Here is a 13,417-nt window from a genome sequence, read left to right as displayed (position 1 = left end):
GATCCGATCAACCGGCCGGACGAACTACATCAGCCCGGCCGTGGACCCCTACAGCTGGCTCGGTACGTCGTCGACGGTGCCTGAGCCCCACACGCCGAGCGCGATGTTGGCCTCGTCGTGGGCGTCGACGATCAGGCGGCGAGAGGTTGTCTCCAGGTCGGGTGAGCCGGTCATGATGTCCTGCACCAGTTGGCGGTGGAGCTCGAGACCTCGGCGCATCGCCTCGACGACCGGGAACACGAGGGTTTCCCTGGTGCGGACCGCGGTCTCGATGACGCTGCCGAGGCAGTCGAACATCTTGCTGCCGGACAGGTCGAGCAGCGTGACGTGGAAGTCGACGTCGGCTGACACGAAGGTGTGCAGATCGCGTTGGTCCAAGGCGGCGTACATGGTGTCGATGGCTCGGGTCAGCTGTGCAAGGTCCGCGGGCTTGGCGCGCAGGGCGGCCATCCGGGCGGCAACCGGTTCCACCGCGAGGCGGACGGAGTACAGCTCGTCGACCTGCTCGGTACGCCGGTCGCTCTCCAGCCGCCAGGTGATGATCTGCGGATCGAGGTAGTTCCACGTCCGCGGGTCGGACACCCTGGTGCCGACCTTCGGGCGCGCAACCAGCAGGCCCTTGCCCTGCAGGGCGCGGAACGCCTCCCTGATCACCGGACGGGAGACACCGAAGTCCTCCGCGAGCCGCTCGGGAGACACCGACTCGCCTTCGCGGTAGCGACCCGTCACGATGGCCCGCCCCACCTCTTCGACCACTCGATCGTGATGTCGCCCTGGGTGCGCCACTTCTCGTCCACGCATCGGCAACTCCCAGAAATAGGCTGAATAGTCAGACTAGACCTTACCTCCTGTCAGGAGCCAGGCCTACCAGGCTGCTGTTTCGAGCCGTTGACAGCTGCGTGTCTACTCAGTTTAATCTGCTTAATCAGTTCAAAGCGCAGAAAACCTGGGGAGGCGCAGTGCAGGTCGTGGTGGTTGATCCGATGCAGGTACGGCTCGCCGGTCAGCTGGCCGCCGCCGTCGGCCCCGGCGTCCTGCTGAAGTGCGCGCGGAGTGCCGACGATTGGCAGAGCTGGCTCGCTGACGCGGATGTGTTCGTCGGTTCGAAGCTGCCGGCCGAGCTCGCCGCGAAGGCCGACGCACTTCAGTTGGTTCAGGTCGCCGGTGCCGGATACGAAGGCATCGCGCTGGACAGCCTGCGTCCGGGCACGGTCGTGGCGAACACCTTTCATCACGGTCGGGCGATCGCGGAGTACTGCGTCATGGCGGCGCTCGCGCTGTCCCGGCAGTTGCTCGTCGAGGATCGCGCGTTGCGTGGCGGGCGCTGGCGGTCGGTCTTCCAGGACTCCACCGCGCCGGTCCACGAATCCCTGGCCGGCAAGACGGCCGGGGTGATCGGGTACGGCGAGATCGGCAGCCACGTCGCCCAGCTCTTCCACGCACTCGGCATGCGTGTCATCGCGACGCGGCAGAAGCCGAGGAAGACCGCAGCTACTCCTCTCGACTGGATGGGTGGGCCACAGGACACCGGCCGCCTTCTCGCCGAAAGCGACATCGTCGTGGTGACCGTGCCGCTGGCCGAGCAGACGCGAGGCCTGCTCGACGCGCAGATGCTCGCCCGGATGAAGCGATCCGCCGTACTGATCAACGTTGCCCGTGGACCGGTGGTCGACGAGACCGCCCTGTACGAGGCATTGGCGGACGGCCGCATCGCCGGCGCCGCGATCGACGTGTGGTGGAACTACCCCACGACCGGCGCGGACGCCCAGCCATCACGCTTTCCCTTCAACGAACTGTCGAACGTACTGATGACACCGCACACCTCAGGTGTCACCAGAGACGTCTTCGAGGACCGGATGCTCGACGTCGCAGCGAACATCCGCGCACTCCGGGACGGCACGAACCTGCGCAACGTCGTGTTCCGCGGGACGACCAAGACCCCTGCACCATCAGCATGCTCCACAGGAGGAATCCGATGACCCGAAGGCGAACCCGCGTAGCCGCGGCCGTGATCTCGGTAGGCCTGACCGCATCCGTCGCCGCAGCCTGCTCGTCGCAACCGACGGCCGGCAGCAACGGCGTCACCGAGATCACGGTCATGGGCATCCCCCCGACGACCAAGGCCGAAGCGCGCAAGGCTTACCAGGACCAGATCACTGCGTTCGAGAAGGAGAACCCGTCGATCAAGGTCCAGACCACCGACGCCGCGTTCGACGCGACGTCGTACGTCACGCAGCTCGCCGGCGGCTCGGCCCCGACGATGCTGCTGGTCCCGCTGACCGAGCCGGCCGGCCTGATCGCCCGGCACCAGGTCGCCGATCTCAGCGACGCCGCGAAGGACCTGCCGACGTACTCGAAGTTCGATCCGCGCGTGCTGCAGAACGTGAAAGATGCCGGGGGCAAGCTGTTCGGCGTCCCGACCAGCCAGTACGCGCTCGGACTCGCCTACAACCGGACGCTCTTCACCAAGGCCGGTCTCGACCCGGACAAGCCGCCGACGACCTGGGCCGAGCTCCGCGCCGACGCCAAGCAGATCACGGAGCGCACCGGTGTCGCCGGCTTCGCCGAGATGACCGTGAAGAACGGCGGCGGCTGGCACCTCACCGCGGCGACGTACTCCCGCGGTGCGGCGATGGAATCGGACCAGGGCGGAAAGTTCGCGGCGAGCGTCGACAACCCGCAGTCCCAGGCGCAGCTCGCGCTGCTCAAGAGCATGCGCTGGCAGGACAAGTCGATGGGCACCAACCAGCTGCTGAGTTACGACGACGTCAACAGCGGGTTCGCGGCCGGGAAGTTCGCCATGATCATCTCCGACCCTGGCTACTACGCGAGCTACATCAATCAGTACAAGGCCGATCCGAAGGCGTTCGGCGCCGCGGCGTACCCGCAGGACGGCGGCAACGCCACGCTGGTCGGCGGGCAGGTCGTGATGGCCAATCCGCGGGCGACGGCTGAGCAGAAGGCCGCGATCATGAAGTGGACGGACTTCTACTACCTGCGTCCGCAGTACGACACCGACGCGGCGGTGGCACGCGCCAAGTCCAACAAGGCCTCGGGAATCCCGGTCGGCGTACCGACGGTGGCGCTGTTCAACACGGCTGTCCAGGAACAGATCGCCGCTGCGATCAAGCCCTACCTGACCGTCGACCTGAAGAACTTCGAGCCGTTCGTGAGCGGGACCGCGAAGCTGCAGTACAAGCCCGAGCCGCCGGTCGCGGCGCAACTGCTGTACGCCGCGCTCGACACCGCCGTACAAGCTGTTCTGACTCGCCAGGACGCTGATCCGGCCGCCGTTCTCGGCACGGCCCAGAAGAACGCGCAGTCCATCGTCGAGCAAGGACAGCGATGACCTTGACCACGCTCCCAGGTTCGGCGACGGCCGCCGAACCTGGGCGGGCCGTCGCCGCGCCGGGAACGAAGCGGGCGAACCGCTTCGGCTGGTGGGGTCTGGTCTTCCTGCTGCCCGCGTTGCTCTCCTTCGGCTACTTCTCCTGGTGGCCGATCCTCCGCGGTCTCGCTCTCAGTCTCCAGCAGACGAACCTCATCGATCCGGCCCAGTGGGTCGGGCTCGAGAACTTCCGGCACGTCCTGAAGGATCCGCTGCTGGCGACCGCCGTACTCAACACCCTGAAGTTCGGCGCGTTGGGCGTCGCGATCGGCTTCCCGCTCCCCATCGTGCTGGCGCTGGCGATGTCGGAACTGCGGCGCTTGGGTGGGTTGTTCCGGGTGCTCGTGTATCTCCCGGTCGTCATTCCGCCGGTCGTCTCGGTGCTGCTGTGGAAGTTCTTCTACGACCCGGACCATGGACTCTTCAACGCCGCGCTCGCGCACCTCGGACTCGGTCCACTCTCTTGGTTGCAAACCACGTCCGGCGCTCTACCGAGCCTTGTCCTGCTGATCGTGTGGGAGGGCGCCGGCGGCACAGTGCTGCTGTACCTCGCCGCACTGTCCGCAGTACCGACCGAGCTTTACGAGGCCGCCGAGGTGGACGGAGCATCGATCCGGCGCCGGGTCTGGCATGTGACTCTGCCTCAGCTTCGCGGTCTGATGCTGGTCCTGCTGCTTCTGCAGATCATCGGCACCCTCCAGATCTTCACCGAGCCGTTCGTCATGACGGACGGCGGACCGGAGAACTCCACGGTGACCGTGCTGTACCTCATCTATCGAAACGCCTTCGTGAGCGGCGACTTCGGTTCGGCCGCGGCCCTGAGTGTCCTGCTGGCCCTGGCCCTGGCCGTTCTGTCGGTGGTCTACCTGCGAGTGACGAGGCGGTGGAGCAAAGCATGACAACGACTCGGCGCACGCCCGAGGTCAGCTCGCGTGGGCTGGTCTCGCCGGCCGACTACTCCGACCCGATCACCCGCTGGGGTGTCCGGCTCACCCAATCGGTCCTGATGCTCGGGGTCGCCCTCGCCGGTCTGGTACCGATCTGGTGGCTGGTCAAGGGCGCACTGTCCGACACCCAGGATCTGATCGGACACCCACTGAAGGCCTTGCCGTCGGCACTTCGCTGGAGCAACCTCTCCAGCGCCTGGAACGAACTCCAGGTCGGCCACTACCTGCTCAACACGGTCGTCTACGCGACCGGATCCTGCCTAATGCAGGTGTTCGTCGCGACCACCGCCGGTTTCGCCCTGTCCGTCCTCAGGCCGAAGTTCAGCAACGTCGTGTACGCCGCCATCCTGGCCACGCTGTTCATCCCGGGCACGGTCTCGCTCGTCGCGCTCTACCTGACCGTCATCCACATCCCGGGGCTCGGTGTGTCGATCGCCAACACACCGCTGGCGATCTGGCTGCCGGCCGGCGCGCACGCGTTCAACATCCTGGTGGCCAAGCAGTTCTTCGACGCCCTGCCGCACGAACTGTTCGACGCGGCCCAGGTCGACGGAGCCGGCCCGGTGCGGATCTTCTGGAGCCTTGTGCTCCCGCTGTCCCGGCCGATGATCGCCGTCGTCGCGCTGCTGTCGCTGATGGCCGAGTGGAAGAACTTCCTCTGGCCGCTGGTCGCCATGACCGATCCCAGCAAGCAACCGCTGTCGGTGGCTCTCCCCCGCCTCGTCACCTACTCCGACCAGGCGATGCTGATCGCCGGAATGCTGATCTCCACGCTCCCGCCGCTGCTGGCCTTCATCATCTTCCAGCGCCAGGTGGTCCGCGGCATCGGGTTCAGCGGACTGAAAGGCTGATCGTGAACGACGTACTGGAGATACAGGCCCAAGGTCAGGTGACCCGGATCGAGGCCTGGGGACCGGACGCCCTCCGCGTCCGCAGCGCCTACGGCCGGATCCGGATCGATGAGAAGCCTGGCGCACTCGAGTCGGTGAGCCCCGGTGGCGTCCCCGAGATCGAGCGACGGGACGACGGTAGCTCGACCATCACCAACGGCCGGCTCCGCGCCGCCGTCGACCGGCGCGGAACCATCACGTTCGTCGACTCCAGCTCGAGGCTGGAGATCCTCGGCGAACGCGAGCAGTGGCTGCAAAGTGTCCCGCCCCGGCATCTGCAGCCGGTTGCCGGCGGAGAGCTGAACAAGATCACCGCCACCTTCCACGCCTATGACACCGAGCGCTTCTACGGACTGGGCCAGCATCGCCACGGCAGGCTCGACCAGAAGGGCTGCGTGATCGATCTCGTCCAGCAGAACGCCGAGATCGCCATCCCGTTCCTCGTCTCCAGCCGCGGCTACGGCCTGCTCTGGAACAACCCCGGCGCGGGCCGCGTCGAGCTGGGCCACAACCACACCCGATGGATCGCCGACGGAGCGCCCGAGCTCGACTACTGGATCGTGCGCGGCGAGACGATCCCGGACGTGCTCGGCCGGTACGCCGACCTGACAGGTCACGCGCCGGCCCTGCCCGAGTGGGCGACCGGGTTCTGGCAGTCGCGCCTGCGGTACGACAACCAGCAGGAGCTGATGGACGTCGTACACGAGCATCTCGACCGCGGTCTGCCGCTGTCGGTGATCGTCATCGACTTCCTGCACTGGAAGCATCACGGTGACTGGAGCTTCGACACGGACCGCTGGCCGGACCCCGCGGGTATGGTCGCCGAACTCCGCGAGCTGGGTGTAGAGATCATGGTCTCGGTCTGGCCGACGGTCAGCGAGCGCAGCCCGAACTTCGCTCGGATGCACGAAGACGGCCTCTTGCTGCGCAGCGATCAGCTGTCGATCGGGTCGCGGTTCGTCGATGCCGGCGCGGACGGACCCGCTTTCTTGCACTACTACGATCCGAGCAACCCCGACGCACGCCGCTTCATCTGGGAGCAGGTCAAGACCGGGTACTACGACCTCGGCATCCGGGTCTTCTGGCTCGACGCCTGCGAACCGGAGCTCGTCGCGCCCGACCCGGCGCAGTGGCGCTACCACGCCGGACCGGGAGTAGCCGTCGCCGGTCTGTACCCGCACTGGAACGCCCAGGCCTTCCACGAAGGTCTGACGGAGGCGGGTGAAGAGAACGGCCTGCTGTTCAGTCGATCCGCCTGGGCCGGAACAGCGAAGTACGGCACTGCGATCTGGTCCGGGGACATCGACGCCACTTTCGACGCGCTCCGAGCTGTCGTGCCGGCCGGACTCAACGCCGGTCTCAGCGGCATGCCCTGGTGGAGCGCGGACATCGGCGGTTTCGTCACCTGGGTCGGCAACGACGACCCGGAGCTGCGCGAACTGATCGTCCGCTGGTTCCAGTTCCAGGTCTTCACTCCTCTGTTCCGCCTGCACGGCCACCGCAGACCTGACCTGTCCGACGAGTTGTTGCGTGGGGCACCGAACGAGGTCTGGTCGTTCGGACCGGACGCGTACGACGCGATCGTTCCCGTCCTGAGGCTCCGCGAGGCGATCCGGCCGTACCTGTCCGCGCAGCTCGCGACCGGTCAGCCCTTGATGCGTCCGCTGTTCTTCGACTTTCCTGATCAGGAGGAGTCGTGGACTGTCGATGACCAGTTCCTGTGCGGAACAGACATCCTCGCAACCCCCGTCCTCGAATATCAGGCCCGCTCGCGCCGAGTCTGGCTGCCGGGTAGCGCGAAATGGATCGATCCCTGGACGTCGACCGTTCTCCCCGGCGGCCAATGGATCACAGTCGACGTACCGCTGAACCACACCGGCTTCTTCGTCCGTGACGGCTCCGACGTCGCCGATGCGATCAGCAAGGCGATCACATGACCGGGCACGTGGTGGTGACGGGCGGCCGCGGCGCGATCGGCGCCGCGGTCTGCGAAGACCTGCACCAGGCCGGCATGACCGTCACAGCAGTCGACGTGTCACCGGTCCGAACCGCGCTGCCCTTCCAGCAGCTGATCGGTGACGTCCGGGACCTCGACGCGATGACAGCGGCCCTGTACGGCGTCGACGCCGTCGTGCACTGCGGCGGTCTCCCCAGCGATCGCAAGGGCCACGAGTACGACACCTACGACATCAACGTGGCCGGCACCTGCACCCTTCTCCTCGCGGCCGCGCGGGCAGAGGTACGGCGGGTGGTCCACCTCTCGAGCATCAACGCGCTCGGCTGCGTCGGCGCGGGGGTTCCGGCGTACCTGCCTGTCGACGACGACCATCCGCACGCGCCGATCTCGCCGTACCAGCTGTCCAAACATCTCGCCGAAGAGGCCTGCCGCCAGTTCGCCAACAGTCAGCACGCGACAGCGATCTGCCTCCGGCCGACCTATGTCATCCATCCAGGCGATCCCGCCCGCACCGGGCCAGGTCCAGCCGACCTCTACGCGTACGTCGACATCCGCGACGTCGTCCACGCCGTACGACTCGCGCTCCATGCGGATCTCACCGGATTCCACGCAGCCTTGCTCGCCGCAGACGATCTCTGGGGCGGCCACCAACTCGACACCGTTCTGGCCAGGGAATACCTCGACATCCCTTGGCGCGGAGGCGAAACACCTCGTTCCACGCTCGTGAACTGCAGCAGGGCCCGATCTCTTCTCGGCTGGACGCCCACGTCCGTCTGAACGCCGACCACTCACTTCACCCCAGGTCAGTCATCACCCAGGGAGTTCCGCCATGCCCTCTTCGATGAGCCGCCGCACGTTCCTCAGCACTACCGCACTTGCCGCCGTCGGCTTCACCTTCCTCGGTCGTAGCACCGCACGCGCCGAAACCCCGATCGGCAACCTCCAGAACGGCATCGTCTCGGACCTGCCGAGCTCGTTCTACAACCGCACCGGTCTCACCGGAATGACTCAGATCCAGTACTCGACGATGGCTGTCGAGTCCGTCACCGACCACGGCGCCTACTCCGACGGTACGCACGCCACCAGCACGGTGGCCGCGTTCAACGCCGCGATCACCGCGCTCGGAACGGCAGGCGGCATCGTCTACGTCCCGCCCGGCCGGTACGTCTTCCCGGCGCCGGCCGCCGGCGCCACCAGTTGGTGGATCCGCGGCGGCACCGCCAAGCTCAACAACATCCACTTCGTCGGCGAGGGCGACGCCTCGGTGCTCGTCTTCCAGCGCGATGCCCTGCCGTCGAACGGCACCACGGCCAACGTCCGCGACGCCGGCCAGGGCTGGGAGTTCGACGACGCGACCAACGTCTCGGTGCGCGACCTCGCGTTCCAGTGGTCGCCGTACGTCATGACCAGGCACTGCATCACGGGGACGGGCCTGCTGTGCCGCCGACCGACCTCGGTGCAGATCCTCAGGGTCTCCGTCGATCACTGCCAGCCGGGCATCATCATGCCCGACGGTACCGACTGCTACATCGTCGACAGCGTCATCCGCAACAGCGCCTCGGATGCCTTCAATCTTGGGGACGCCAACGATTCCGTTGCCGCCTACAACTGGGCGGAGAACATCACCGACGACGGCTTCGCCAACTTCATGAACACCGGCACCAACCCCGACAGCGCTGCCTTCAGCAACGTCCTGTTCCAGTCCAACACCGCGATCGGGGTCGCCGGCGGCCGCGGCCTGACCATTGGCGGCACCAATCACTCGCTGATCGGCAACTGGGTCGAGACCGCCACCGCGTCGGGGATCTTCAGCGATATCGACCAGGCCGACATCGCCAACCGGCCGAACGCCGTACTGCGGGGAGCCGTTGTCAGCGGCAACACACTCATCCGGAGCAACTTCGAGATGCGTGCCGACAACCGCTCGCGCACCGGCAACTCCGGCTTCCACGGCGCGATCGCCGTGCACGATCTGGTCGACGACCTGGAGATCTCCGGCAACACGATCGTCGGCTCCGAGCAGTACGACGTCACGCTCGGGATCGACAGTTGGCGAACGATCACCGCGACCGCCATCGACATCGGCGGCAACACCATGAGCCGCGCGGGCGGCGCCGGTATCAGGATGCGCCCGACGTCGACGATCGACGGTCTCAACATTCACGACAACGCGATCCTCGGCAACGGCGGACCATCGGTGTCGATCGGCGGCGCGGTTACGAATGCCGCCAGCAGCAGCAACAACGTCACCGCGGCAACCCAGATCGACACCGGCGGCTCGGTCAGCCCCGCCTTCACCGGCTTCGCGGTCGTCGGCACCCAACCAGCGTTCGTCGACACGTACGCGACGATCCGCGCAGGCGCGAACGAGACGGCCTGGGACCAGCCGATCATCCCGTCGACCACCGGCCTCAGTTCCTTCAACGTCCGCGACTACGGCGCGGTCGGCGACGGCGTCCACGACGACGGTCCCGCGTTCTACGCCGCCCTCGACGCGCTCTACGCCGACCCCGCCGACGGCGGCATCCTCTGGATCCCGACCGGCCAGTACCTCATCAATCCGGTCGTGTCCCGCGCCAGTTATCCCGACACGAAGATCCAGCACCACTTCGGGATCCTCGACAAGAACAAGATCTTCCTCAAGGGCCAGGGCACGAGCTCGGAGCTGATCTTCACCAGCCCCGAACACCACGGCATCCGGTTCGTGAACTGCACCAACAGCTCGGTCGACGGGCTCAAGCTCAGCCTCAAGTCCGCGAACAAGCCGTCGTTGCGGCACTGCCGTGCGCTGCTGAACTTCTCCGGCGGCCAGGTCTGCTCGATCACCAATACGACGCTGGTCGACTCCGGCGGATCGAACCTGCTCGTCGACTCCAGCCGCAAGGTCCTGATCAACAACGTCACCAGCCAGAACGCCAACAACCACGGCCTCCAGATCGAGGCCAGCCGGCAGGTCGAGTTGTCCGGCTGCACGGCCACCGACAGCCGTGACGCCGGCATCCACCTCGGCTGGAACGGCGTGATCTACCGCGAATCGCAGTACGTCCGGATCCACGACAACACCGTCGACGGTACCGCCGAGAGTGGCGGCATCAGTGTCAGCAGCGGTGCGAACGTAGCGATCAGCGACAACCAGGTCAGCAACACCGCACAGTCCGGCATCTACCTGGTCGGCCGCAACCCCGCCTTCCCGATCTACAGCGTCGACGTCACCGGCAACACGGTGACCAATGCCTGCGTCGGCCCGCTCTGCTACACGCCGGGAGCGATCGGAGTACACAGCATCCGCGAAGGCGCTGGAACCACCGACGGATCCACCGTCACGATCACCGGCAACACCATCGACACCGCCCCGTTCTCCGGAATCTGGGTCGGCGGCGAATGCCCGGTCACGCGGGTGCATTGGACCACGGGGCAGCTCGTCCGCTACCTGTCCGAGCTCGACACGCTCACCATCAGCGGCAACACCTACACGGCAGTTGCTGGAAGCAACGTGTTAATGACCGCCGAGCAACAGGCCGCGATCGCCCATCTCACCGTCGCCTGACCTGTCCATCCCCTGTTCTGAGGAGTAACGATGACCATCCCTGTCAGGCGCCGTACCTTCCTGGCCGCATCGGCCGCTGTAGCTGCCACCGGAGTCGTGGTCGCCGGTACCGGGCGCGCCTCCGCAACCCCGGCAGGAAACCTCCTGCCGGACGGCCGGATCAGGAACCTGCCGGCTTCGTTCTACCAGCGCGACGGTCTCGAAGAGATGCCCCGCCTCGACTACGAGTCGATGGCGGTCGCGAACGTCCGCGACCACGGCGCCGCCGGTGACGGCGTCGCATCCGACGTCGCCGCCTTCAACGCTGCGGTCGAGTCGCTGACGGCGACGGGCGGGGGGATTGTCTACCTCCCGCCCGGCCGGTACCACTTCCCGCCTCCTCCGGTGCCCGGCATCTGGGCGTGGCAGCGGCCGATGGCCAACGTTCACTTCGTCGGCGAGGGCGATGCGTCCGTCATCGCGTTCACGCGGCCGAAGCTGGTGGCGAACGGGCATGAAGCCCCGACCTACACCTCGAACGGCGGGTGGGAGTTCCAGCGGGTCGACACCGTCTCTCTGCGCGATCTGGCAATGACCTGGGCGCCATGGGCCATGGTTCGGCATGTCTTCTCCGGCTCACCCCTGTTGATGCGCGCACCCACCAGGGCGCATCTCGTCGGGGTGACGGTCGATCATTGTCTGCCCGGCATCGTCTGGAACGATGCGCGCGACTGCTACATGGTCGACAGCACCATTCGCAACGGCGCGGCCGACGGCTTCAACTTCGGTGGAGCCAACAACTGCGTCGGCGCCTACTGCTGGTCCGAGAACACCACCGACGACGCCTTCGCCAACTACCACGACCAGAACAAGTACCCCGACAGCAACGCGATCAAGAACGTCCGGCTGCTGCACAACACGCTGCTGCAGATCGCGGGCGGCCGAGGCATCACCATGGGCGGATCGGACCAGACGGTAGCCGGCAACTGGATCGAGACCTGCATGACTCCGGGCGTCCTGTCCGACATCTCCAGCGGCGCACCTGGTCCGGGAGTCCTGCAGAACGCCGTGATCACGGACAACACCGTCATCAGGGCGAACTTCGAACTCCGTCCCGACAACCGGCAACTTCGCCCGGGCGGCGGGTACCACGGGACGATCGCGATGCTCAACCAGGTCAGCGGTCTTACTGTCACCGGCAACACGATCAAGGGATCCGAGGAACACGACATCACCTTCGGAATCGACGGCTGGAATCCGGCCCGGCTGACCGGCGCGGTCGTCGAGCGCAACGAGCTTCTCGGCGCCCGGTCCACCGGCCTGCGGATCACCGACGGCTCGACGATCGACGGCCTGCGGATGAACCGGAACGAGGTGCTGGCCACCGGTGGGCCCGCGGCCGACATCGGCGGCGACGTCTCGAGCGCCTCGAGCTCGGGCAACAAGGTCGAGAAGCTGCCGGTCGTGACCGGCGACGTCGACGGCGACATCAGGGGCTTCACCCCCACGCCGTCGATCGTCAGGTATGTCGACCCGTACCAGTCGATCCGTGCCGCGGGCAACGAGCAGGTGTGGATCGAGCCGAAGGCTCCGTCGACCAAGGGACTCCGGCAGGTCGACGTACGGGACTTCGGCGCCAAGGGCAACGGCGTCGCCGACGACACCGGCGCGTTCCGTGCCGCCCTGGCCGCGCTGCCCGCGATCGGCGGGGTGATCTTCGTGCCGGCCGGGAAGTACCTGCTGAAGCCCGACGCGAGGCACCAATCGTTCCGGGACACGAAGATCGAGCATCACTTCGCGGTCGCCGAGCGCGACAATGTCCACCTGGCCGGCAGCGGAGACGGCTCCGAGATTCTCTTCGACAGCCCCGACCACCAGGGGATCCGGTTCATCTCGACGACCGGGTGCTCGATCAAGAGCCTCAAGCTCACCGCCGTACGTCAGCCGGAGCTTCGCCACAACCGTTCCCTGCTCGACCTGTCCGGCGCTCAGCAGTGCGCCGTCTCGGACCTGACCGTGGACGGCGCGAGCGGCGCCAACCTCCTGATCGACTCCTGCAGGCTGGTGCTGGTCAGCAACGTCCGCAGCACTCGCTCCAACAACTACGGCATCCAGGTCGAGGCCGGCCGGCAGATCCTCGTCACCGGCTGCACTGTGACCGGCAACCGGGACGGCGGCATCCAGGTCGGCTGGCAGGGGACGATCTACCGTGAGGCGCAGCAGGTGCGGATCGTGGGCAATACGGTCGCAGACGTTGCCGAGGGCGGCGGGATCTGCATCAGCAGCGGCTCCGAGGTCCGGGTCAGCAACAACACCATCTCAGGGACCAGCCAGGCCGCCGTCTACCTCTACGGTCGCGCCCCGAGCTTCCCGATCTTCAGCGTCACGATCGAAGGCAACACCATCAGCCAGGCGTGTTCCCGCGGCCTGACCTACACGCCTGGCGCCATCTCGATCCACTCGATCCGGGAGACCCAGGACACGACCCAAGGCAGCGTCACGGTGACCGGCAACAGCATCGCGGATTCCCCGTTCTCCGGCGTCTGGGTCGGCGGCCAATGCCCGATCGGCAAGGTCCTGACGGTCCTCAATCGCCTGACGATCACCGGCAACACCTTCTCCGGCCTGGGCGGTCAGAACGTACTGATCTTCGACGACCAGAAAGCCAAGATCGCCAACCTGATCGTTTCCTAGCCTTCCGAGGAGCAG

At 66.6% G+C, this 13,417-nt stretch carries 9 protein-coding genes; 8 read left to right on the top strand and 1 reads right to left on the bottom strand.

Translation table 11 applies throughout. The features are described 5' to 3' along the window. Window positions 1-48: 48 nt before the first annotated feature. Window positions 49-801, bottom strand: coding sequence for a FadR/GntR family transcriptional regulator (locus ACQPYH_RS11880; RefSeq protein ID WP_432890037.1), 753 nt, complete (start codon window positions 799-801; stop codon window positions 49-51). A 158-nt stretch (window positions 802-959) separates the two neighbouring features. Between ACQPYH_RS11880 and ACQPYH_RS11875 the strand changes: the two genes are divergently transcribed. From ACQPYH_RS11875 to ACQPYH_RS11840, 8 genes are read left to right on the top strand one after another with little or no spacing between them, the layout of a single operon-like run. Beyond that, entirely contained in the window at window positions 960-1,979 is a 1,020-nt protein-coding gene (locus tag ACQPYH_RS11875) for a 2-hydroxyacid dehydrogenase (protein WP_432890035.1), read from the top strand. After that, window positions 1,976-3,349, top strand: a complete 1,374-nt coding sequence (locus tag ACQPYH_RS11870) for an ABC transporter substrate-binding protein (protein WP_432890033.1) — start codon at window positions 1,976-1,978, stop codon at window positions 3,347-3,349. Before ACQPYH_RS11875 ends, ACQPYH_RS11870 begins: the two co-directional genes overlap by 4 nt. Then, on the top strand, window positions 3,346-4,287 hold the full coding sequence (locus ACQPYH_RS11865) for a carbohydrate ABC transporter permease (protein ID WP_432890031.1): 942 nt from the start codon (window positions 3,346-3,348) through the stop codon (window positions 4,285-4,287). The genes ACQPYH_RS11870 and ACQPYH_RS11865 overlap by 4 nt, the downstream gene beginning before the upstream one ends. Next, the gene (locus ACQPYH_RS11860; RefSeq protein WP_432890029.1) at window positions 4,284-5,186 is read left to right on the top strand and encodes a carbohydrate ABC transporter permease; all 903 of its coding nucleotides are present in this window, start codon (window positions 4,284-4,286) and stop codon (window positions 5,184-5,186) included. Before ACQPYH_RS11865 ends, ACQPYH_RS11860 begins: the two co-directional genes overlap by 4 nt. A 2-nt stretch (window positions 5,187-5,188) precedes the next feature. Then, window positions 5,189-7,162 (top strand): glycoside hydrolase family 31 protein, encoded by a 1,974-nt coding sequence (locus tag ACQPYH_RS11855; RefSeq protein WP_432890027.1) that lies wholly within the window; start codon window positions 5,189-5,191, stop codon window positions 7,160-7,162. Continuing rightward, the gene (locus tag ACQPYH_RS11850; RefSeq protein WP_432890025.1) at window positions 7,159-7,959 is read left to right on the top strand and encodes an NAD-dependent epimerase/dehydratase family protein; all 801 of its coding nucleotides are present in this window, start codon (window positions 7,159-7,161) and stop codon (window positions 7,957-7,959) included. The genes ACQPYH_RS11855 and ACQPYH_RS11850 overlap by 4 nt, the downstream gene beginning before the upstream one ends. Window positions 7,960-8,011: 52 nt before the next feature. Then, entirely contained in the window at window positions 8,012-10,729 is a 2,718-nt protein-coding gene (locus ACQPYH_RS11845) for a glycosyl hydrolase family 28-related protein (RefSeq protein WP_432890023.1), read from the top strand. Between the two features lie 30 nt (window positions 10,730-10,759). Further along, on the top strand, window positions 10,760-13,402 hold the full coding sequence (locus tag ACQPYH_RS11840; RefSeq protein ID WP_432890021.1) for a glycosyl hydrolase family 28-related protein: 2,643 nt from the start codon (window positions 10,760-10,762) through the stop codon (window positions 13,400-13,402). Window positions 13,403-13,417 lie beyond the last annotated feature (15 nt).

The sequence above is a fragment of the Kribbella sp. CA-245084 genome, from assembly GCF_050942355.1.
Taxonomy (GTDB): domain Bacteria; phylum Actinomycetota; class Actinomycetes; order Propionibacteriales; family Kribbellaceae; genus Kribbella.
This window is presented reverse-complemented; position numbering and strand designations above follow the sequence as displayed.

Excerpts from the sequence above, each read along its gene's own strand:
- ACQPYH_RS11880 (WP_432890037.1), bottom strand. The coding sequence starts at position 801 with ATGCGTGGACGAGAAGTGGCGCACCCAGGGCGACATCACGATCGAGTG.
- ACQPYH_RS11870 (WP_432890033.1), top strand. The coding sequence starts at position 1,976 with ATGACCCGAAGGCGAACCCGCGTAGCCGCGGCCGTGATCTCGGTAGGC.
- ACQPYH_RS11865 (WP_432890031.1), top strand. The coding sequence starts at position 3,346 with ATGACCTTGACCACGCTCCCAGGTTCGGCGACGGCCGCCGAACCTGGG.
- ACQPYH_RS11860 (WP_432890029.1), top strand. The coding sequence starts at position 4,284 with ATGACAACGACTCGGCGCACGCCCGAGGTCAGCTCGCGTGGGCTGGTC.
- ACQPYH_RS11850 (WP_432890025.1), top strand. The coding sequence starts at position 7,159 with ATGACCGGGCACGTGGTGGTGACGGGCGGCCGCGGCGCGATCGGCGCC.
- ACQPYH_RS11845 (WP_432890023.1), top strand. The coding sequence starts at position 8,012 with ATGCCCTCTTCGATGAGCCGCCGCACGTTCCTCAGCACTACCGCACTT.
- ACQPYH_RS11840 (WP_432890021.1), top strand. The coding sequence starts at position 10,760 with ATGACCATCCCTGTCAGGCGCCGTACCTTCCTGGCCGCATCGGCCGCT.